This is a genomic window from Haloarchaeobius amylolyticus (assembly GCF_026616195.1).
In the GTDB taxonomy this organism is placed as follows: Archaea; Halobacteriota; Halobacteria; order Halobacteriales; family Natrialbaceae; genus Haloarchaeobius; species Haloarchaeobius amylolyticus.
Genome location: NZ_JANHDH010000004.1, coordinates 231,540 through 253,758, shown reverse-complemented (window position 1 = coordinate 253,758; position 22,219 = coordinate 231,540). Strand labels below are relative to the sequence as shown.

The 22,219-nt window shown below is 58.8% G+C and carries 18 protein-coding genes; 4 read left to right on the top strand and 14 right to left on the bottom strand.

From position 1 onward, the window contains the following. Positions 1-64: 64 nt before the first annotated feature. From NOV86_RS22420 to NOV86_RS22390, 7 genes are all read right to left on the bottom strand, one after another. On the bottom strand, positions 65-433 hold the full coding sequence (locus tag NOV86_RS22420) for a UPF0175 family protein (protein ID WP_267644087.1): 369 nt from the start codon (positions 431-433) through the stop codon (positions 65-67). 645 nt (positions 434-1,078) lie between these two features. Beyond that, positions 1,079-2,755 (bottom strand): transposase, encoded by a 1,677-nt coding sequence (locus tag NOV86_RS22415; RefSeq protein WP_267644086.1) that lies wholly within the window; start codon positions 2,753-2,755, stop codon positions 1,079-1,081. Between the two features lie 622 nt (positions 2,756-3,377). Next, positions 3,378-4,277, bottom strand: a complete 900-nt coding sequence (locus tag NOV86_RS22410) for a sensor histidine kinase (protein WP_267644084.1) — start codon at positions 4,275-4,277, stop codon at positions 3,378-3,380. 168 nt (positions 4,278-4,445) lie between these two features. Further along, positions 4,446-5,114 carry a helix-turn-helix domain-containing protein gene (locus tag NOV86_RS22405; RefSeq protein WP_267644083.1) on the bottom strand — a complete coding sequence of 223 codons (669 nt, stop codon included), beginning with the start codon at positions 5,112-5,114 and terminating at the stop codon, positions 4,446-4,448. 521 nt (positions 5,115-5,635) lie between these two features. Continuing rightward, positions 5,636-7,312 (bottom strand): transposase, encoded by a 1,677-nt coding sequence (locus NOV86_RS22400; protein ID WP_267644081.1) that lies wholly within the window; start codon positions 7,310-7,312, stop codon positions 5,636-5,638. Between the two features lie 170 nt (positions 7,313-7,482). Beyond that, positions 7,483-8,544 (bottom strand): enolase-like domain-containing protein, encoded by a 1,062-nt coding sequence (locus tag NOV86_RS22395; RefSeq protein ID WP_089767361.1) that lies wholly within the window; start codon positions 8,542-8,544, stop codon positions 7,483-7,485. 113 nt (positions 8,545-8,657) lie between these two features. Beyond that, a complete protein-coding gene (locus NOV86_RS22390) occupies positions 8,658-9,950 on the bottom strand; it encodes a hypothetical protein (RefSeq protein WP_089767360.1) in 1,293 nt (430 codons plus the stop codon). Between the two features lie 468 nt (positions 9,951-10,418). Between NOV86_RS22390 and NOV86_RS22385 the strand changes: the two genes are divergently transcribed. After that, positions 10,419-10,805, top strand: coding sequence for a DUF7475 family protein (locus NOV86_RS22385; protein ID WP_089767471.1), 387 nt, complete (start codon positions 10,419-10,421; stop codon positions 10,803-10,805). 76 nt (positions 10,806-10,881) lie between these two features. Here the strand turns inward: NOV86_RS22385 and NOV86_RS22380 are convergent, their stop codons facing one another. After that, positions 10,882-11,337 carry a ferritin-like domain-containing protein gene (locus tag NOV86_RS22380; RefSeq protein WP_058984753.1) on the bottom strand — a complete coding sequence of 152 codons (456 nt, stop codon included), beginning with the start codon at positions 11,335-11,337 and terminating at the stop codon, positions 10,882-10,884. 343 nt (positions 11,338-11,680) lie between these two features. Further along, positions 11,681-14,479 (bottom strand): efflux RND transporter permease subunit, encoded by a 2,799-nt coding sequence (locus NOV86_RS22375; protein ID WP_267644079.1) that lies wholly within the window; start codon positions 14,477-14,479, stop codon positions 11,681-11,683. Between NOV86_RS22375 and NOV86_RS23345 the strand changes: the two genes are divergently transcribed. Together NOV86_RS23345 and NOV86_RS22365 are read left to right on the top strand one after the other, a co-directional pair. Further along, a complete protein-coding gene (locus NOV86_RS23345) occupies positions 14,469-14,834 on the top strand; it encodes a hypothetical protein (RefSeq protein WP_267644078.1) in 366 nt (121 codons plus the stop codon). The two genes, NOV86_RS22375 and NOV86_RS23345, sit on opposite strands and share 11 nt — an antisense overlap. A gap of 403 nt (positions 14,835-15,237) precedes the next feature. Further along, positions 15,238-15,909 carry a helix-turn-helix domain-containing protein gene (locus NOV86_RS22365; RefSeq protein WP_199710322.1) on the top strand — a complete coding sequence of 224 codons (672 nt, stop codon included), beginning with the start codon at positions 15,238-15,240 and terminating at the stop codon, positions 15,907-15,909. A 52-nt stretch (positions 15,910-15,961) separates the two neighbouring features. Here the strand turns inward: NOV86_RS22365 and NOV86_RS22360 are convergent, their stop codons facing one another. From NOV86_RS22360 to NOV86_RS22350, 3 genes are read right to left on the bottom strand one after another with little or no spacing between them, the layout of a single operon-like run. After that, on the bottom strand, positions 15,962-16,615 hold the full coding sequence (locus NOV86_RS22360; RefSeq protein WP_123124703.1) for a hypothetical protein: 654 nt from the start codon (positions 16,613-16,615) through the stop codon (positions 15,962-15,964). A 27-nt stretch (positions 16,616-16,642) separates the two neighbouring features. Continuing rightward, positions 16,643-18,562: a heavy metal translocating P-type ATPase gene (locus NOV86_RS22355; RefSeq protein WP_267644077.1), complete on the bottom strand. Its 1,920-nt coding sequence runs from the start codon at positions 18,560-18,562 to the stop codon at positions 16,643-16,645. Between the two features lie 11 nt (positions 18,563-18,573). Beyond that, entirely contained in the window at positions 18,574-18,789 is a 216-nt protein-coding gene (locus NOV86_RS22350; RefSeq protein WP_123124705.1) for a heavy-metal-associated domain-containing protein, read from the bottom strand. Positions 18,790-18,974: 185 nt separating this feature from the next. Here NOV86_RS22350 and NOV86_RS22345 point away from each other — a divergent pair, with 185 nt between their 5' ends. Next, positions 18,975-19,496: an ArsR/SmtB family transcription factor gene (locus NOV86_RS22345; RefSeq protein WP_123124706.1), complete on the top strand. Its 522-nt coding sequence runs from the start codon at positions 18,975-18,977 to the stop codon at positions 19,494-19,496. Positions 19,497-19,555: 59 nt separating this feature from the next. Here NOV86_RS22345 and NOV86_RS22340 read toward each other — a convergent pair whose 3' ends face one another. Together NOV86_RS22340 and NOV86_RS22335 are read right to left on the bottom strand one after the other, a co-directional pair. Further along, complete coding sequence (locus NOV86_RS22340) at positions 19,556-19,705, bottom strand: DUF2270 domain-containing protein (protein WP_233255214.1); 150 nt, start codon at positions 19,703-19,705, stop codon at positions 19,556-19,558. A gap of 733 nt (positions 19,706-20,438) precedes the next feature. Continuing rightward, a complete protein-coding gene (locus tag NOV86_RS22335) occupies positions 20,439-22,115 on the bottom strand; it encodes a transposase (RefSeq protein WP_267644074.1) in 1,677 nt (558 codons plus the stop codon). Positions 22,116-22,219 lie beyond the last annotated feature (104 nt).

The following is a 22,219-nucleotide window of genomic DNA, read 5'->3' as shown; positions in this document are numbered from 1 at the left end:
TACGCAAAATTCGAGAGGACAGTCGTGTTCAGGACGCTCGGATTCGGTGGAATCCCGTCACCTGTCATTTCGCACGCGACTCCTCGTCATCCGAGTCTTCATCATCGAATTCCAGTTCTTTCGCTGCTTCTACCTCGTAGGCTGCGTCGTCTTCGTCGGCGAGTCCGAGGCGAAGTTCGACCCCGTGTTCTCGCAGGATGTCACGCATCGTCCATCGGTCGACAGCAGCGAGTCTCGCGGCATCGCCGAGCGTGATTCGCTCGCGCTCGTAGAGAGCAACTGCAGCTGCGATGCGCTCGTTCTCATGGTTCTCGAAGTATTCACGGACGAACTCTCGTAGTGCATCGCTTTTGCCACCAAACACTCCAGCCTCGACAGCACCTTCGATGAGGAGGTCGAGGTCGTCTGGATAGGAGCCGGTGATTCGTCCCATCGTTCTCTCTTAGAGTACGCCTTCATACTATTTATGAACTCTGCCAGGCTGCCATATGCATTGAGAAGGACGGTCTCAACTACTGCAGCTCGTGGAAGCTGAGAATACACGGGCTATAGCACCGTCAGTATTCAGGATATAGGTTGAATCAACGAAACCAGGTCACACTGAACTGGACTACGACGATCACGTGCAACAAGAATGTAGGCTCACCCAGGTAGATACATTCACAGACTTGCTCCCACCCATACCTTCCTGTCCTCAATCCAGCTCACTGCACAGGGCGCTGACTACCCGCGTCCAAAGTGCTCCTGAAGTGGATCGACAGCATTGCTGGCACCCGGGATGTCCGCTAAATCGGCCTGGCCTCTTTGTTAGGTCCCGAAAGCTCAGTGCTGCCTCCACTCATGTGGAGTCGGTCTGGATTGGGATTTCTCAACTTGAGGCCTTGTGGAAGTTGCGACTACACGGGCTTTAGGACCGCCAGGATGCACGATTTCAGCCGAACCAACGAACCCGGCGTGCTTCAAGTTCCGGTCGAGACACCGGTTCTAGTTAGTAGCCCAACCCGAATTGCATATTTAAAGAAATCAGGCCAGCGCTGCCGCTCATCACCCCAATTATCACTGGCTCAATCCCGAGCGATTACCCGATTCCAGTCTCCTTCTTCAACAGTGTAAGCGTATTGTCCGCAGTCACAATCGGGGAGTGCTCGTACTCACCCGTTAGCTCGACCTGAACCAGCAGATCCACCGCTCTCCATATCGAGTACAGAAGGCACGCGAATGCGAAGTAGAAGAATCGGAGGACGAAGTTCTTGGAGGTCGTCGCGGCCATGAACCGCTTAATCGACCTGTAGCCACTTTCGATCTCCCAGCGATACGCATACTCACTCAGGAATCCCACACTACCGTTACACATGAACACCGAATACTGCCGGTGGTCAGTGTGCTCAGACTTCTCGTTTCTCCGGTACACGAGCGTCGTCTGGTGCCACTCGTTCTTGCCTAAGTGCAGTTTGCGGTCGTTCACGTACCGGTCTGTATCACTCTTCAAGAGTCGCTTCGCTTGGGCTCTCTCGCTCGTGTGCATCCGTTTCGGAACGACGTACGTGAGCCCGCGCTGGCTAATCATCTCCAGAACGTGCTGGCTGTCGAATTCACGGTCCATCAGCACATTGTCGACGTGGACGAGTTCTTCGGCTGAATCGAGGAGATCTTCGACGATCTCCAGACGACTCTCACCACGTCGCACTGGCCGAGCGTCTAGGACAATCGGAACAGCGTTGCCGACTAACTGCACCGTCGCCCACTGATAAGCGTACTCGTCGCTCTGTTCTTTCGTCCCGAGAATCTCGTCTTCATGGCCTGTGCGGTCGCCCGTGAACGGCTCCGCTTCGGTGATGTCGATGGCGACGATACCGGCTCGGAAGAACTCCTCCGTCTCCGCTACCTCGTCTAGCAGTCGACGGATAGCCTGTCGATACATTTCTCGTATCTGTTCGATGGAGAGGTCTCGAACGTGTTCGCGATGAGCGTGGCCGAGTGGGGTTCGTTCCCGGGTAGACTCGTAGGTGAAGCTTCGAGCGCCCTCGTTAGCAGCTAAGTTCTCTCGGAGCCCCAGATACGTTTGTAAGTCCCAGTACGCGTTCTCGTGTATCTCACAGCCCTCGCCACGGTCTAAGGAGAAGGCTGGGAAGACGACGCGACTGACGTGGTCGGTAAGCTTCTCCGCCTGCTCGAGGGTAGTCTCGTCGTCGGGTTCTGGTTCGTCAGAATCGTCGAGGCGGGGTAGCAGCTTTCGTTCTGGTTCACGGGGAACGTCGACGCCCTCGTTCTTGGCCTTGACCAAAATCGTTCGAGCAGCGGCCTCGACGGTTTCGCGAAGGTCTGCGGTGAAGCGTTTGTTCCAGCTACGCCACAGCGTCGACTGGTCGGGCACCGCGTCCAAGCCGAGTTCCTCGCAAAGTTCGGAGTGGGAATCGAGATACTCGACCAAGGGGGTTTCGTGGTCCCACCCATAGAGTTCCTTCAGTACGAACACCCGAAAGAGGGAGTCCATCGTGTAGTGAGCGGAGTCCGCGTAGTGATCGTGTTCGTCGAATCTGAAAAACTCTAGTGGGAGTGAGCAGATGAACTGCTCGACTGAGGTGTGCTTGTCGTGCCTGAACCAGGTTTGTGCGACGACGCGAACGTCGGATTTGAGCGCGGTGAGCGAACTTCGGTCGTACAGAGGTGACGAATCGTACGCGGGCCACTCGACGTGTGAACGCTGGGAGACCCATCGAAAAATAGTCCGGCGAGACTCGCAAGTAGAAACCACTACCAGACGCTGGGCACTAACGGTATGTTAACTCTAACATTTCAACGAACAGTGCCGGTCGATTTAGAGTATTACTGGACCAAGACCCCCGATATCTCGATAGTCAAATTAGGTTCGTCATCACCACAGTGTAGAGAGATCTGCCATAGAATGCAAGAAACTCAGTCCTCGTATTCAGCGTGCTGCCAACACCTGTCTAAGGGACCGCATATCGTCCGCTGACATTTTGTTCCATCTTCACATCTCGCCCCGCAGATAGGGGGACCAGAATCGCCCGCTTTGTCCGACCCAGTGGGCGAGCGGTGGCGGACGTGCGGCTGTCCATCTGCGGGATCCTCGACATCGTCGTCTGCGGACTTGTGGTATGTGACGGGCAGTTCGTCGTCTCCACGGGAATCAGATGAGTCGCTCTCGTTCATTTCGTCGAAATACGCCGGGTGGGAAATCGACAACGAGCGTTGCGTAAGAGATCGGAACTCGCCCGAATCGCACCCTGAAAGTTGCCTCTGTCTCGAACCACGGCCATGTGAGAGACGAAAACGTCGAGCAAAGAAACAGTAGTCTAGAATATACTGGACATCGAGATGTGCTGCATCGAATTGTTTCGATATTGCACGCACCTTCATTGGGGTGCCGTTCTGGTGGTGAACTCGATCCGAGCGCCTCCCTTCCAGCTCTCGGTCACGGTCACCTCCCAGCCGTGCGCGATGGCGATGCTTTCGACGATGCTAAGTCCGAACCCGTTCCCGTCGCTACTCGTCGTGTGCCCGTACTCGAAGACTTCCTCACGTTCTGCCGATGGGATACCGGGCCCGTCGTCCTTGACGAAGAACCCCCCGTTCACGAGTCCGACGCGAATCGTGACCCCCGGACCGCCGTGCGTGACCGCGTTCTGGAACAGGTTCTCGAATATGGTGTGAAGTCGCTCTGGGTCCGCGCGGACCGTGGCCTCGTCCATCTCGAATCGCAGCGTCGCGTCGGGTTCCTCGATGAACTCCCACGCTCGCGCTGCGGTCTCGGTGAGTGAGACAGTCTCGAAGTCGCTGACGACCTGCCCTTCGCGGGCCAGGAGCAACAACGAGGTCACGAGTTCGTCGATACGGTCAAGTGACTGTTCGATACGCTCGTGATGGCTCTCGACAGACTCGGGGTCCTCGCGGGCCAGTTCGAGGCTCATCTTGGCGGTGTTCAACGGGTTCCGGAGGTCGTGACTGAGGACGCTCGCGAACCGGTCGAGTTGCTCGACTCGACGTTGTAGCTGTCGTTCGCGTTCGGTTGCGTCGGTCGCCTCTTCTACGCTACCCACTGCGCTCTCACTGGGGCAATCAGCCCCACTTGCACTCCCCTCCAGGGCGTTCGTCGCCCGCAGAACGGTTCCCATTCCACGCTGGATGTGTCGTGAGGTCTCAACGTCTGACCGGCCGAGTTCCTCGGCGATGTCGACGAGGGGCGTCTGCCTCGGGACCTCGAAGTAGCCCTTCGAGAGCGCAACTCGAAGCGTCTCGCGTTCCGCTGCGGTCAACGCGTCAACGCGTTGGGCCGCTGTTCTGCGGGTGGGTCGAACTCGTCTACCGGTGGTTTTTTTTTTCAGTCATTTTGTGACGAGCCTCGTTGCGCAATCAGTCTTGGTTGGCTCTGCTGTCCAGTAGCGGACGGCCCCGGTTCACCCTGGCTTTTGTTTATACAATCCTTATTTATACCGTTGGACGTCACCCACCAGGGCGGTGAGGGTCTGACCGAGAATATTGCGGGTACCACGCCGGAGGCGAGAAGCGATCGCCTGTTGTGAGATTCCGAGTTCCTCTCCCAGTTCGGCCATCGTCACGTCGCGCGGCGAGTTGAAGTAGCCACGTTCGTACGCCAGCACCAGCGCCTCCAGCTGGGAATCGGTGAGTGCGGCCTCGGTGGCAGTCTCGACCGGCGTCAGCGCGTGCAGGGCCGTCAGCGTCACCGGGATGCCGCGTTCTCGGCACCGCTGCTGAAACGTGGCGATATCGCTTTGCTGGTCTCCGCGGATCTCGAAGGTCCACCGGTCGTTCGTGCCGATCGCCGTGATGAGTGGTACTCCCGTCTCGCCGAGCGTGCTGAGTATTCCTTCGTACTTTGGGTCCCACTCGACGCGCAAGAGGTATTCGTCATCGATGGAGTCTATCGGTCGAATATCCTTCACACCGGGATGAGGTGAAAAGACTGCCTCCACGTCGTCGATATGGACGCCCCGCACCCAGAAGTACGGGATGATCACGTCTTCGCGTGGGACGATGCGCTCCAGTTCGACCGTCACGCCCGGCACAGACTCGAAGATCGTCCCTAGGGGGAACTCGTCGGGTGGGACTGTAAACGTCGCCTCGGTAGCCATGGCCGAACAATTGGTCCGCGTCGAAATAGTCCTGTGTACCGCTGTGGACTCGTTCCAGGGAGGGGTATCTACCAGAAAGTGCGTGTACCCGGTCGCACAGTCCAGCAGAGGCTGTGACTCTGGCGCGTGGCTGTCTGGGAACCATGCGCGTCAGAGGAAGCAGAGAGCACTGAGTTCCTTGCCCAGTACGATGCTACCCGATCTGATCTGCTCAACGAGGGTGTCGAGCGACGATTCGACGAGTTCTCTGAGCCACCAGGTGTAAGCTCGGTCGATGATCATGAATCGAGTTCGTGCATTGGGTACTGCAGTCTCAACTTCTGTGAGGCGGGGAAGTTGAGACTACAGCGGGATTAGCGGGGCTGTGATGCGTGGTTTCGGCCGAATCGATGACCAGAAACTGATTCAGATCGCTTTCTGGCCGGACGTTATAGTTGGATAGTCAACTCATCCGGGATGTTTCCGAGACCGCGGGTAGTGTAGCCACTCAGACATCGCGCTACCACGGTTAGATATCTTCGCTATCCGATGCCGGTTTCCTTCTTCAACAGCGTAAGCGTGTTGTCGGCCGTTACGATCGGCGAATGTTCATACTCACCGGTCAACTCGACCTGTACCAGCAAATCAACAGCGCGCCAGATCGAGTACAGCAGACACGCAAACGCGAAGTAAAAGAAGCGAAGCCCAAAATCCTTCGACGTCGTCGCCGCCATGAACCGTTTGATCGACCTGTACCCACTCTCGATCTCCCAGCGATAGCCGTACTCCGTGAGGTGACCACTCCCGCAATTCGTCATGAACACCGAATATTGTCGATGGTCGTCGTGCTCTGAGTCTTCTTTTCGACGATAGATTAGCGTCGTCTCGTGCCACTCATTCTTCCCGAGATGTAGTTTGCGGTCAGTCTCGTACCGATCCTGGTCCCGCTGGAGCAATCGCTTCGCCTGGGCTTTCTCGCTGGTCTGCATCCGCTTGGGCACGACATACGACAAGCCACGCTGGCTGAGCATCTCTAGGACGTGCTGACTGTCGAACTCCCGATCCATCAGCACGTTATCGACGTGTACCATCTCCTCAGCAGAATCCAAGAGGTCCTTGACGATTTCTAGGCGGGACTCTCCCTTCTGAACTGGCCGCACGTCCAGTACAATCGGAACTGCATTACCAACTAACTGGATGGTAGCCCACTGGTAGGCGTACTCGTCGGTCTTCTCTTTCGTGCCGATGATCTCGTCTTCATAGCCCGTTCTATCACCGGTGAACGGGTCAGCTTCGGTGATGTCAATAGCGACGATGCCAGCTCGAAAGAATTGCTCCGTCTCCGCGACTTCGCTTAGGAGCCTGTTGACGGCCTGTCGGTACATCTTGCGGATCCCTGATACTGAAAGATCACGAATATGCTCTCGGTGGGCGTGGCCCAACGGCGTCCGATCCCGAGTCGATTCGTAGACGAAACTGCGAGCCCCTTCATTAGCAGCCAATCTCTCGCGAAGCCCCAGGTACGTCTGTAAGTCCCAGTAGGCGTTCTCGTGGATTTCACAGCCGTCCCCACGATCCAGCGAAAGCGCCGGGAAGACGATACGGCTGACATGCTCCGTGATCGTTTCCGCTTCGTTGAGGACAGCTTGATCCTCTAGCTCTAATTCGTCCTCTTCCGCATCGTGAGACGGAAGACGCCGCTCTGGTTCGCGTGGAACAGCGACATCCGCGTTCTGAGCTTTGACAAGGATAGTGCGCGCGGCTGTCTCGACTGTACTGCGAAACTCGTCAGGAAACCGTTTGTGCCAACTACGCCACAGCGTCGATTGGTCCGGCACTGTCTCCAGATCCAGTTGGTCGCAGAGTGCTGGACGGCACTCGAGATACTCGATCAGTGCGGTTTCGTGGGCCCATCCGTGGAGCTCTTTCAGCAAGAATACACGAAAGAGCGTGTCCATCTCGTAGTGAGTCGACCCCCCGTAGCGGTCGTGCGTACCGAATTCGAAATACGCCAGCGGAAGTGCACAAGCGAAGTTCTCGATCGACTCATGGCGGTCGTGTCTGAACCAGGTCTGCGAGACGATTCTGATATCTGATTCCAGCCCGTCGAGCGAGCTTCGCTCGTACAGCGGCGTCGAATCGTATACAGGCCACTGAGTGTATGATTGCCGGGCAATTCTCCGAAAGACTGCTCGCCGAGAATCACGAGTCTGAGACACTACGAAACACTGGACAGGACTCGCTCAAGAACTCATCTGACTGGTCAGTACAGAGAACTTACGTACCGTTCGGTTTGCTGGATTACTCGATACAAGAACGCCGTGAAAGATATAGAGTGAGGTAAATGCGCTCTACCGGTACGCGGCTGAACTCTTCGACACGTTGCCCGCTACTCAAATTCGAGTTGCTTCCACTCCATCCCGGTCGGGGCCTCGGGTGGTTCGAGGGGACTTGAGATCAGGTCCGCTCTAATCGTTGGCTTGTTGTACGCCCGCGGCGCGACATCATTTGGTCCATCAGGGTAGAACAGTGATGCGAGCAATTGGATATGCCCGCGTCCGACACAGAGCTCGCACTGCCCGCCGCCGTACATACTGATATCCTGCTCTGCACAGTACTCGATAGTCTCGAGAAGCGACCGGACGGTTCCGAATCGCGAGGGGACGATACGACACCAGCTCGGCTCGAACGGCGCGTCACGGATGTCGGCTGTGCTGCGGACAGACGCACCCAACGAGAGACGATCCGAATTCGCCGCGAGCAGGTCGTGTACATCGTCGGAGACGACAGGATCTGCTACGATGGCATCGGGGAGCGTCTCGAAAACCCGGCGATAGAACTCGGGATTCGGTGCTTGACTGTCGCCGTCTCCGCCGGACTGGCCGTTCAAATCGAGTACGCGGACTGCGTCGGTCTCCGCGAGTCTCGCGAAGGTGTCCGCGGTCCATTCATCCGTCGGCTCAAGCGCGAACTCGCATGTGGGGTTGACTGCGAGTATCCCTTCGACTCGAGTCGTATCCCCATCCGGGACTGGAGTACTGACAACGAATCGAACCGGTGAGCGCTCCCGACCGAAGCGTGACGCCAGTGTCGTGTCGTTTTGTTTGAGGGCCAGGTCGAGTGCGGCACTTTCGAGTGCCCAGCGTCGATACGCCCGCGAGGCCTCGCGCTTGGGTGACTTCGTCGGAAAGAGGTCGACGGCTTCGAGCGATTGTGAGAACTCATCGAACGTATATTCGCCTGCAAAATCGAACGGTAGTGTATCTGGCAACGCTTCGTGGTCGACAGCCTCGTGAGTGATGTCTTCGCCAGCGCCGAATTCATCTTCCGCCAGCAGGACGAACGTTGAAGTGACGCGAGTCGTTTCGCCCACCATCTCTCGACGACGACTGGTCCGGTCCGAACCCGATATTGTCAACGGGAGGTCCGCAATGCAATCGTACAGCGTCATGTTTCAGTCCAGTGGGTACACACAGGGGTCGGATCAGCTCCCATGCTATCATGGTTGGATACCCTCCCGGATGAACGTGACGAGTGGCCGTGGTAGGCCTGCTGTTCCATGTATCAGACCCTCGTATCGGTAGTCGTCTCGGATTCAGTCCGGAGAGCCCAACGCAAGCGGAACGCCTGTGCCAGTTCATAGAGCCACAGGATGACAAGAGCGGTGTATCCGGGACCGAAGAAATACGCCGACCACGACTGATCCTGGTAGAAGAAGCCGACGCCAACCACCAAGATTGCGATGTTCCACACCCAGACCATCCACGTCGAGATCACCGACGGGATGACTCCATCTGGGAGGGGATCAGACGCATCAACGGAGGTACTGCCCCCCAACCCCCCTTCGCTCAGGGCAGGGAGATTCCGAAAGTAGAGCAGCAAGCCGGCGAGTGCGATCGGGAGCGCCCATCCTACGAAGAAGAAGTGGAGTGCGCCGTCTTCGATATACGCCGGATTCACCCACTCGACGCCGAAGAGTACGAACGGTGCGAATCCCGCCGGCCCGAGCATCCAGAACTGGGCTACCAGAACTGACAACGCGATACCCGATCGGGAGTCTGTCGATCGATACGTCTGGACGAGGTTGTACAGGTACAGTGCAAATCCCGTCGCGAAGAGGACCAACCCGGTCGCCGTGACTGTCCGCCCCATCCCGACCCAGGGGCCGGTAATCAGCGGAAAGATGCCGGCGACGAAGAACCACGCCGAGTAGTCCCGTAACCTCTCACTGTAGAGATCGGTACCAAGCAGGCGGGGAAAGAGGTCGTAGAGCGTGCCGATGGCCGCGAGCCCGAGAAAGCCCCACGCGTTAGCGTGGACGTGCGCTTCGCGCAAGCCGAGCCAGCCGCCGGGAACCTGCCAGACGTGGGCAAACAGGCCGTACGCGTACGTGATCCCCCACAGGAACACGAAGACTGACACCAGATACAGTCCAGTCGTCGCGTTCCACGCCAGATCGCTTTGCATAACCATCCGCAACATCACTATCAGCAACCCGGCGACGAGGAGCCAGATCGCGATGAGTCCGCCATCGAACGCCCACGTGTGACCCCATCCACGCCCGTACCACAGCAGGAGAAATCCACCGTTCAATCCGACGAAGTTCAGCCAGTCGTAGTACTTCGAGGGCAGTGGACGCTCGAGTTTTCGAGCCGTAAGCTGGGGGAGCATTCCGAATAGGAGCTGCGTGAAGCCGCCGATCGTCACGAAGTGAATGTGACTCCACGAAACCCAGCCGACCCGCGGGACGAGATTGAACTGCTCGAGGCCGTGATAGACAGCTAATACGAGACCGGCGAGTAGGAACAGCGCACCTGCGAGGTGAAAGGGAGTGAACCGAATCGGGTGGCGTGCCATAGTTACATATACGGAGGCAGGCCCGAAAGAGATTCCTACGGATATCATAGAGTATATCGAATATATTCGTACTTAGTTGGCGTCTCGTGGTCGGATACGCTGAGACAATTCAGAGACTACACTTTTTCAGCGATATCCTTCCCTCAATTCACCTAATAACTATGTCGATGGCCAGTTGTTGTCTTCGGGGTACTGCTTCTGTGGTTGCCCGTACGTCAGGGTCGCGCTCGTTGGATTTCGCTCTTGGCACTCGTCGGACTTCTCATGCACCAGTATCCTCTCGGAGATCTATCTCAATCTACCACCAGTACTGGTTCTGATCGGGGCGGCTTCTATTGTAGTGGCGACGGCGCTGTTCGCACTGGAACTCGTACGGATGGACATCGACCCGCCGATGTCCCTGTAATTTGAGGATGTGGCGAAAATGTTCGAGGTAGAGTATAATTGCTCGCAGTATGTTTAATGCCCATGGGACAAACAGTTAGCAGCTACACCGAGACAGACTCACTTACCACAACCCACTGGCTTGCGATATTGCTCGTCCTGATAACGGGAGTTATCCACGTGTACGCCGGATTTGTCGAAGGACGGATTCCCGTTTCGCTCGCAGGAGTCGGGTTCCTCGGTGCCGCCGTATTGTTCCTCTTAGACTATCGGCGATCTCTTCTCTATATAGTTGGGATCGTCTATACGGCAGTTCAGTTCCCACTCTGGTACGTAGCGAATGCCGGCGAATTCACGACGCTCGGGTATGTGGATAAAATACTCCAAGGGGCGCTCATCGTCGTGCTCACGTACCTCTACTGGAGAGCACGAAAGACTAACAAAATGGATCGTGAAGCAACTGCCGCTTGAGTACTCGGACCGGTTACATTCCCGCCCATTTCGTGTTGGACGATATTGTGCGCGTTACGCTCCCTGACGAGGGAGATCAGTCGTCTTGATACTCCTTTTCGAAGCCCCGGAATTCGGTTCGGTGGGCTTCCTCATCGGCGAGAATTGTCACGGCGAGATCTTCGGTGACCGGATCGTCAGCGTCCTCAGCAGCATCGATGATCGACCGATATGTCTCGATAGCGTCCTCTTCAGCGTCGAGGACACCTCGGATTACCGAAAGCACGTCGGTCGAATCCTCGGGGGGTTGCAGCGAGTCCTGCCGAGCGGTAAACTCTGCCGAGCTGGGCGGTCGGGCATCCAGTTGCTTGAGACGGTTGCCAAGTTGCTGGGCGTGGGTCAGTTCCTCTTGGATGTCTTGCTGGAGGCTCTGCTTGATCTCTTCGGCACGAACTCCGTCCAGAACGATCGCGTTCGTCTGGTAGTTCATCACTGTCTCCATCTCGTCCCCGTAGGCCTTCTGAAGCAGGTCGATGACGCGGTCTGAAGTCATACAAGTTACACTACCATCCAAGCGCCGATATATCCACCGCCGCACCTGTTCGCTCCAACCGTGCTTGAAGAGTACGTAACCACAGATCGCATCCTCTTCGACCAGGTTTCCCCTTTCAGTAGTTGAGTACAGTATGTCGCAGACGGTATTCGAGAGGGAGATTAACGAGTGTCGGGACGCATACCTGCAACCTCAGCTATGTGTTGCTGATTGGGTTGCGGATGAAGAAGGACCACCGCACAGGTAAACGACATTCGGAAGAACAACACGAAAAATCCCTGCCGGCCAAGAGCGTAATCCGCGAGCGACTGGAAACCGTTGACGTCGAGTGATACTACCGGACTCAGTCCCCTTTGAGCCAAGCACGGCGAAGACGTGCGACTTCTTTGGGAGTGATATCGTCACGCTCGATAGCGACCTCGATGTCCGCGGCAGTGACTGCACCACGCTCAAGCACGCGTTGGAAGATATCCTCAACGACAGTGGCCGTCTCGTCTCCACCGACCGACCATCGGCAGTCACTGCTTTCGACGGTCCCCTCAAACGTGACTACATCGCCATCCGCTGCTTCCGCGGGGAGTTCGACCGTGTACTCGAGGCTCGCGTCGACCACCGAATCAGCGATGTTCCAGTACACTGTGATGGTTCCGTCATCCCGGTCTACGGCAACTGGTTCGGGAGAGAGGTCGATATTGCCGATCTCGCCATCGACTGATTCCCTGAGTATCATCCGATCGCGAACGTTCCGGAGCGAGACAGTCACTGGAACCACCTGGTCGGGGGAGAGGTAGGAGCGGTGAACCGTTCGCGTCACGTCAGCCTTGCCTTCAGCTGTGCTATCGGGTGATTCTGTCGCCGTACCGGTGGTGGATTCCCTCAGTCCGGAATCTCGATTCACCACCCGTGCCCAGACGACGAGCAAGCTCGGGAGGACGAACACGCTGGCGAGGAACGCGAACACGATCGTCAGCGCGGTGATGAGGCCGAACGACTGCAGGAACGGGAGGATCGCGACGAGCAGCACAGCGAACCCGCTGGCGGTCGTCGCCGCACTCGAGAGTAACGCACCGCCGGTCCCGGTGACGGTCTCGTGGAGCGCCGCGGCAACCGTCTCAGCCCCGGCTAGCTCCTGGTTGAATCGCTCGCTAATGTGGAGGCTGTAGTCGACGCCGAGCCCGATCGTGAGCCCGGTGATCATGCCGGTGACGATGTTGAACGGGATGTCCAGCAGCGCCATCGTCCCGAGCACCCACGTCAGGGTGAACGCAACGGGGACGATCGTGACGACGCCGAGTGATGCGCTCCCCTCGGTGAGCCGGTAAGCGACCGCGAGGACGACGACGACCGAGAGCAGCGCGACGACGAGACTCAGGAGCGCCGTCTCCGCGAGTTGGTCGGCCGTGATCTGGTTAACGATCACGTCGCCGGTCGCGATGACGGAAACGCCCTCCCCGTCGGCGTCGTCGGCAACCCACCCCATCTGGTCGTGGACGACGTCGTCGTCGACGCCACTGTCGACGGTCACGACCATCCGGACAGCCCGATACTCGCCGTCCTCCCTGTGGACGACGTCGGCCGCTTCCTCGGGTGCCACCCGATACAGTTCGTCGTAGACGGCAGTCACGTTCTCGTCAGGGACGCCGTCGCCGTCGGTGTCGGCTGCCGCTAGCGTCCGGTTGAACGACGCGTTGTCCGCCGCGACGCGGTCCATCACCGTGATCGGGTCGGTCACCGCGGGCTCTCCGTCGGCGTACGTCTCCGTCGCCGACATGTCGCTCGCGTTCGTGCGTGCGGCGTCGAGCCGGTCGAGTGTCACGGGATCAGTCACGTCGCCCCTGACGAGTATCGTGGCTGTGGTGTCCTGTCTGACGAAGTCACGGTCGAGCGTGTCGATCGCCCTCTCTGCCGTGTACGTCCCGGGCGCGATCGGATCGGGGAGGTCTTTCAACCAGTCGTCGGGATCTTCCGCGAGGAAATCCGACTGCTCGAAGCTCGCGTCGATACCTGTCGCCCCGTACGCACCCGTCGCGCTGACGAGGAGCGCGACGGCGATGACGACGTAGGGGGCCTTCGTCGCGAGCGTCGCCCCCGTACCTAGGACGCGACTGACCGGCCCGCCACCCGTTCCGACAGCTGGTTTCAGGCGGTCGATCCCACGGCGTTCGAGGAGCTCGTCGAGTTCGACTTTCAGCGCCGGAACGAGCAGGCCGAAGACGAGCAGCGTGGCCACGATGCCGATAGCGCTGACGACGCCGAGTTCGCGGAACACCCCGAGCGGGCTCGTAAGGTTCGAGAGGAAGCCGATGACTGTCGTCGTGGTGACGTAGACGAGTGCGACACCGACGCTCCCGAGTGCGACAGCCATCGCGCGACTGGGCGACGTCTCGCTCGACTCGCGAGCCTCCCGATAACGCATCACGACGTGGAGGCCGTAGTCGATAGAGAGGCCGATCAACAGGACGAGGACGACGATGAACGGCTGGCTGAACGCGATGTCGAACCACCCCATCGCACCGAACGTCCACACGAGCACGAGCGCGATCCCCAGGAGACCGAGCAGGATGTCCAGCAGGTCCCGGTAGACGACCACGAGAACGAGCAAGACGAACGCGATCGCCAGTGGACCGACCAGGAGGACGCTGTCGATCATCGAGTCCGTGATCTCCGTCGAGACGACACCGTCACCGTAGACCAGGACGGCCATCGAGTCGTCGTCCGGCGCCAGGTCCGTCATCGTGGCCTGTGCGTCCTCGATCTCCTCGGGTGCGTCACCGGGTGCGAACGATCCGCCTGCGGACTCGTGGGTCACGACGAGCAGAGTCGCGTTCGTCTCCGTCGATCCCGGCTCGTAGTAGTCGGGCATGAAGGCAAGCGCGCGTGCCGACCGGTCCGATTCACTGGAAAGTACGTCCGCGACGAGAGCCTCGACTTCGGAGTCGTTTAGCGACCGGAGTTCCTCGATCTGCGTCTCGAGAGTTGGGTCGAGGCTCTCCAGCTCGTTTCTGTCCTCGGCGAGCGTTGCGTACTCGTCCGCGAGAATCTGTTTCGTGACGTTCCCCGTACTCTCACCGGTCTCGTCTTGCGCGCGTCGCTCCTCGACAGCGTCCGCGAACAGCCGGTAGTCCGCCTCGGTGAGGGTCACCGACGTGTTGGCGTCGACGGCCTCGAACGCGGGGCGAACACTCGCGTTCGGGTTGTTCGCGAGCGAATCGATGGCCTCCGCAAGGCTCGCCTCTGTCCTGGTTAATTCACGTTCGCGGGTCTGGAGCTCGGCGGCCCGGTCTTCCCGGATCGAGGTGGTCGCGACGAGGTTCGCGACGCTTCGCGTGGAGTCGTTCTCGACGAGGGTCTCGTTGACTGTTTCGTTGGTCTCGAGCGCCCGTTCGTATTCGAGAATAGAAACGAGGGTGTCCTTATCGAGGACGTTGTCGTCCCGGACGATGACCTGTGCTGAGGTCGTATCCGTCGACCCGCTCGAGAAGTTCGCGTCGACGTAATCGAGCGCATCGGCTTCGTCGGCGTCGGTCTGGAACTGGTCGAGGGACGTCGATCGGTCGACCATCGGCACTCCGGCGGCGACCACCGCGGACGCGACGACCATGACCGCAATAACGAGCCGAGCATTGTCCGTGATCCACTCGCTCACGTCGACCATTACTGAACATACACCCCCAGTTTCGACGGCGTGGACGAGGTACGATCCACCGTAACCGCCCCGTTGAGCGTGACGCAGGCCAGCGATCTGGCGACAGAAATCTGGACATCGGGAAATTTCGCTCCCGGGCTGCTAGCCACGCGTTCGCGGAGTTCCGACATTACATGTCCGTACACGCCTCGGCTGGTTAGTGATCAGCGCGAGAAATTGAGGCGCACCCTAACATATTCGTATAACTCGGTATAATGAGCGAAATAGTAGGTACGCTACAGACGATGCCACACGCGAAACTTTCCATAGATATCCCCGACCATACCTGGATCGGAGATCTCTCGGCTGCTCATCCGGAGGTGGTGTTTCAAGTCGTCACGAGTATTCCTGGCGAAGGGACCGGTATCGGGCTTGTCAGGCTCAAGACCGCTGACCCACTTCCACTCATTACCGACATTCAATCCCGTGACGACATCGAGGACCTCGAGCTACTCTGGAAGCACGAAGACGAGGCGCTCCTCCAGATAAAGACGGTGAACCCACTTCCACTTCTCCCGGTCCTGCGAGCCGGTGTTCCACTCAGAATGCCCTTCGATATTCAGAACGGTGTCGCTACGTGGGAGGTGACGACATCGACGAGGCGGCTCTCGAGTCTCGGCGATCACCTCGAGGATTTAGGCATCGGCTTCACGATCGAATCTGTTCGCGAAATCGACGCGAGCCAAGCAGACCAGTTGCTCACGGACCGACAGCAAGAGGTGCTTCTGGCTGCTGTCGAAGCAGGCTACTACCGGACACCACGGGAATCGACATTAGGCGAGGTGGCTGCGGCACTCGACATCGCGAACGCGACGTGTAGCGACGTGTTGCACCGAGCGGAGGGCCACATCATCCACTGGTTCGTCGAGGAGCATATGGAAGTGTGATAGCCCGACGGCGAAATCCTGGCCGACTGTCGTACCGTGGTTGACGCCGTGTCTAGACGGGTTCTACAGTGAACAGCGAGTCGTCCGCCAGGACGACTTGGACGCGGCGATGCCATGCGTCAGCGAAGGCCTCCCGTTGCTGGTCACTGGCTGACCCATCGAGGATCCCCTGGAGATTCCCGATTGCCGGTCCCCCGTCAGGGACGTCTCCGACGTGGTACGTTACGGCGACGGTATCGTCCGTATCGGTTCGTCGGAAACGGAACGTCGGGTCCGGCGTCTCCGAGTCGAACGCGTCGAAACGCAGGAGATCACGGCGCCCACCGTAGCCGCCGGCGAGTCCACCGAAGCCGTCGTCTTCGGTCGCACCGGTCACAAACGAGATGATGCGACTCATCACGCCGTACGCGGCATCGTCTCGCGGACCGGCCGCCTGCACCTCGATCTCGCTCCGGACCGGATGCTCGTCGGCGTACAGCGCGTCGAGGCCGAGCTGGACGATCCGGTAAGCGCCCGAGGCTGTCGGGCAGGAGTGTCCCGCCTCTTTCACCGCGTCTCTGTAGGTGATGACGAACGGATCGCCCGGTTCAAGGACGCCGAGAGCTTCCGCGACAGGGTCGCGAATCTCGATCGGGGCAACGTCGTAGTTGACCTGCCAGTTCGTGCTATGCTCGGTTCCGTCGGTCGCAGTCGAATCTGTTGTCATGCGTGTAATGGAGTTCGTGTCCAGTAGTCAGTAGCGAAGCAGTCGCATCCCGTTTAGGATGACTGCGAGGACGCTAGCTTCGTGGACCAGCATCCCAGCGGCGAGGGTGACGTAGCTGGTCAGCACGCCTGCGAGGAGGACGATTACGGTCAGCACCGCGAGCCCGACGTTCTCGAGGACGTTCCAGCGCGTCGCTTTGCTCAGTTTGACCGCGTAGGGGATGCGTTCGAGGTCGTCGGCCATCAGCGCCATGTCGGCGGTCTCGATGGCGGTGTCCGTCCCGGCGGCACCCATCGCGATGCCGACGTCGGCAGTTGCTAACGATGGTGCGTCGTTGATACCGTCGCCGACCATTGCGACGACGTGGCCGTCGGTCTGAAGCTCCTCGATAGTGGACTGCTTATCCTCGGGGAGCAGCTCGGCGCGGTAGTCGTCGATGCCGACCTCCTCGGCGACGGCGGCGGCCGTCCGCTCGTTGTCGCCGGTCAGCATCACCGTCTCGATGCCGGCGTCCTGAAGCGCCGCAACGACGCCAGGAGCGGCCTCCCGGAGTTCGTCCCGCAGCGCGATTGCGCCGATGATGTCCCCATCTCGGATGACGTGGACGACCGTTTCGCCGCGCTCCTCACGCTCGCGGACGTAGTCGGCGATCCGACTGGGGACGTCGATGTCGCGGTCGTCCAGCAGTGCGCGGTTGCCGACGACAACTTCGTGGCCATCGGTATGGGCGATAACGCCCTTACCAGCGACCACGTCGAAATCGTCCGGATCGGAAATCGACTGGAGGCTGGCGTCCGTATTGTCCGCCTGGGCGACCGTCGCCCCACCGTCCGTCGCAGCAGTCGGGCGCTCGCGGGCCGTGTCGACGATGGCGTCGGCGAGGTGGTGTTCGCTCTTCTTCTCGGCGGTCGCCGCGAGCGAGAGGACCTCGTTATCAACAACGCCGAACCCCTCGACGTCGGCGACGGTGCTCTCGCCCTTCGTGAGCGTCCCCGTTTTGTCGAAGGCGACGAGGTCGATCTTGCCAGCGCGTTCGAGGTGTTCGCCGCCCTTCATCAGGACGCCCGAACGGGCGGCGTTGCCGATGGCCGAGACGATGCTGACCGGCGGCCCGATGACTAGCGCGCCCGGACAGCCGATGACCAACAGGGTCAGCGACAGGATCGCGTTCTGCGTGATTGCATACGCGCCAATTGCTAACGCGATGACGGCTGGGGTGTAGTACTTCGCGAACCGGTCGATGAGACTCTCCGTGGGCGACTGGGCCTCTTGGGCCTCCTCGACGCGACGGATGATACGTTCGAGCGTCGTGTCCGAGCCCGCACCCGTCGTCCGGATTTCTAGTGCGCCCTCCTGGTTGACCGTCCCGGCGTAGACCTCGTCGCCGTCAGCCTTGTGGACGGGCGCACTCTCGCCGGTGACCGGCGCCTGGTTGACTGCACTCTCGCCGTCGACGACGTCACCGTCGACCGGAATCTTTCCGCCCGGCTTTACGACGACGACTTCGCCCTCTTCGACCTCACGGGCGGGAATCTCCTGGAGTTCCCCGTCGCGCCGGACGGTCGCCGTGTCGGGCGTCATCTCCAGCAGCTCTTGGAGTGCCGTCCGAGTCTTCCGCATGGTCCGCCCCTCGAGGTAGCTGCCGAGGCTGAACAGGAAGATGACGGCTGCGGCCTCCCAGTACTCTCCGATGACGATGGCACCGATGGCGGCCAGCGTCACCAGCGTCTTGATGCCGAGTGTCCGGTTGGTGACCTCGTGGTAGGCGGTTTTAGCGATGTCGTAGCCGCCGACGATCGCCACGAGGATCAAGATCGCAGCGCTCGCCGTGTCGAAGGCCGAAACGTAGCCGAGCGTCCAGCCGCCGGCGTACAGCAGGCCACTCACCGCGACGATGATGGCCTGCCGGTGTTTGCGATAGTACTGTTTGACTGATTGGGTATCCATGGCTTTTCTCCTCAGGTGGGCTGGGGCGTGTAGCCCTGGTTCTCGATCGTCTGTTCGAACGTGGCGGGATCGGCGACGTTGTCGTCGTACTCAATCTCGACCCGGCCAGTCGCGTAGTGAACTTCAACATTTTCGACGCCGTCCTGATTCGCGAGGGCGCGTTCGACGGTGCTTGCACAGCTCGGACAATCGAAGTCCATCACGCGGAGTTGCGTTGTTTCGCTCATCACAGTTCTACGTAGTGCCCATACCCTCTAAAGTATTTTTTAGATGATATGTTTGAATATGGATACGGAGTGTTTGAACGGACAAACGAGTCATCTAGAGCTATGACAGGCCTCCGAGGTGGGCATCAGGTGGAGTCCGTGCGATGGTCGCCACTACTTAGCCTGTACACGCTCTCGGTCCATATATGAGCACATCTGATGCCGAGCACGAACTCGAGGATATCGCCGTTCGAGATACGGGGGTCTCCGATGCGATCGATGAACCGATGCGAGCGATGATTCTCGATATTCTTGCTGACGAGACGCTGACGGCGAGCGACGTACACGAGCGCCTCGCCGACCGCGGAATCGACCGAACAGAAAACACCGTGCGCCACCACATCAACGAGCTCCGGGACGCGGGCCTCGTCGATGTCGTCCGGTTCGAGGAGGGGCGCGGTGGGACGACGAAATACTACGGGGCGAACACGATCGTCCTCTCGTACTCACTACCAGATTCGGCCGACTCCGCCGTTGAGGAGATGATCGACGCTATCCAGCCCCAGATTACGGATGCCCTCACCACGCTCACGGACGAGTACGACGACGAAATCGAGGACATTGTCACGGATATGCAGCCCTGCGAGCATTGCCGAACCCAGAAGTACGAAACGCACGTTCTTCTGACTGTCTTGCGACGTGCATTCGTTCGTGGTCACCGAGAATGACACTCAAAAACTAACGACGGCTATCACGGGAATCACGGTATAGAGGACGGCAACACCAATCACGAGCACGCCGGGAATCTGGCCGATAGCAGACTCTCTAGCCGGGGGTGCTCAACGAACGCCGTAACGCGAATGACCCACGCTGCGAGGATCACGGCAAACAGCGGAAGGTAAATCCAACGGAGCCGGTGGGCAATCGCTTCCTCCATTGTAATTTTGAACGTCGATCGGTAGTAATAGTCACTCCGGATCAGCGACATCTTGTGAGGGGTCCAGTCCCGGAACAAAGACGTACTCACGTGATTCGTGTCTGCACGGGCACTCGTAGGAGGGAACCATATGCATTGAGACAACCACCCTCAACCACTCTTGCCAGTGGAAGTTGAGACTACGGCGGGTTTAGCGGGGCTGTAATGCGTGGTTTCGGGCGAATTTGTAAGTGGAGGACGCTTAGAATCCCCTCTCAAAGATTTTCTCGTGTCGTACTGCCAACTGGATCGAGGAATTTCCAAGATTCCCGACAGCGTTGCCACTCAGGAATCCGCATTGCCCCGGACAGAGCACCGCTCTATCCGATTCCGGTCTCCTTCTTCAGCAGCGTAAGCGTATTGTCGGCCGTCACAATAGGTGAGTGTTCGTACTCACCCGTCAACTCGACTTGGACGAGCAAATCGACCAACTCTGCACGACTGAGCAGTGAGGGCTTGAGGCATATGCATTGAGATGGCCAGTCTCAACTCCTCGCGGCCGCCTGAAGTTGAGACTACAGCGGGTTTAGCGGGGCTGTGATGCGTGGTTTCCGACGAATCAGGGAGCGGGAACTGTTTAAACCCTCTCTCGTGTGCTTCTTCCTGTCGCACTAACGACCAGATCGTGGCTTTTCTGAGACTCTCGATAGCGTTGCCACTCAGAAATCTGCGCTGACCCAGACCGAGGACCCTACTATCCGATTCCTGTCTCCTTCTTCAGCAGCGTCAGCGTATTATCTGCCGTCACAATCGGTGCGTGCTCGTACTCCCCAATCAATTCGACCTGGACGAGCAGATCGACTGCTCGCCAAATCGAGTAGAGCAGACACGCGAACGCGAAGTAGAAGAATCTGAGTCCGAAGTCCTTGGACGTCGTCGCGGCCATGAATCGCTTGATTGACCTGTACCCACTCTCGATTTCCCAACGGTAGCCGTACTCCGTGAGGTGCCCGCTCCCTCGATTCGTCATGAACACCGAATACTGTTGATGATCGTCGTGCTCTGAGTTCTCTTTGCGTCGGTAGATCAGCGTCGTCTCGTGCCACTCGTTCTTGCCGAGATGGAGTTTACGGTTGGTCTCGTACCGGTCTTGATCACGCTGGAGCAACCGCTTCGCTTGGGCTTTCTCGCTGGTCTGCATCCGTTTCGGGACGACGTACGACAGCCCACGCTGGCTGATCATCTCCAGGACGCGCTGACTGTCGAACTCCCGGTCCATCAGGACGTTATCGACGTGGACGAGGTCCTCGGCAGAATCCAAGAGGTCCTTGACGATTTCTAAGCGGGACTCACCATTCCGAACTGGCCGCGCGTCCAGCACGATTGGGACGGCGTTGCCGACTAATTGGACTGTCGCCCACTGGTAGGCGTACTCGTCAGTTTTCTCCTTCGTGCCGATGATTTCGTCTTCGTGGCCCGTTCTATCGCCGGTGAAGGGATCAGCTTCGGTGATATCGATTGCGACGATCCCGGCTCGGAAGAACTCCTCTGTCTCCGCGACTTCGCTCATGAGTCTGGTGACGGCCTGTCGGTACATCTCGCGAATCTGCTCGATAGAGAGATCGCGAATCTGGTCTCGATGAGCGTGCCCTAACGGCGTCCGCTCACGAGCCGACTCGTAGGTGAAACTACGAGCGCCCTCGTTGGCAGCGAGGTTCTCACGGAGCCCCAGATACGTCTGCAAGCTCCAGTAGGCGTTCTCGTGGATCTCACATCCCTCTCCTCGATCCAGCGAGAACGCCGGGAAGACAATTCGGCCGACGTGGTCCGTGATCGCTTCCGTCCGCTCCAAGACGCGTTGCTCGTCAGGTGTCGAATCCTCGTCGTCGTTGTTCCGATAACGGAGCTTACGCTCAGGGTCGCGTGGGACCGAGACACTTGCATTCTGGGCCTTGATGAGAATCGCCCGGGAAACTGTCTCGACTGTACTGCGAAGCTCGACACTGAACCGTTCGTGCCAACTGCGCCACAGCGTCGATTGGTCCGGCACTGTCTCCAGACCCAATTGTTCGCAGAGTGCTGGACTACGATTGAGATACTCGATCAGCGCGGTCTCGTGGTCCCACTCGTGGCATTCTTTCAGGATGAACACGCGAAAGAGGGTGTCCATCTCGTAGCATGTCGAACTCCCGTAGCGATCGTGGGCCTCGAATCTGAAGTAGGCTAATGGGAGTTCGAATACGAACTGCTCGACTGAATCGTGTTCGTGGTGAGTAAACCAGATTTCCGAAACGGCTCGAATGTCCGATTCTAACCCGGCGAGTGAGGTTCGATCGTACAACGGCGTCGAGTCATAGACTGGCCACTCGACGTACGGCTGTTGAGCGATTCGTCGAAAGACAGTGCGTTGTGACTCACAGGTCGCAGCCACTACGAGATGCTAGCCACGACACGCTAAAGAGTCCGTCTAACTGGCCAGTATAGGTGTCTCTATCAGAGTGGAACCTCGCAATTATCCTGCCGCAACAAGCGAAG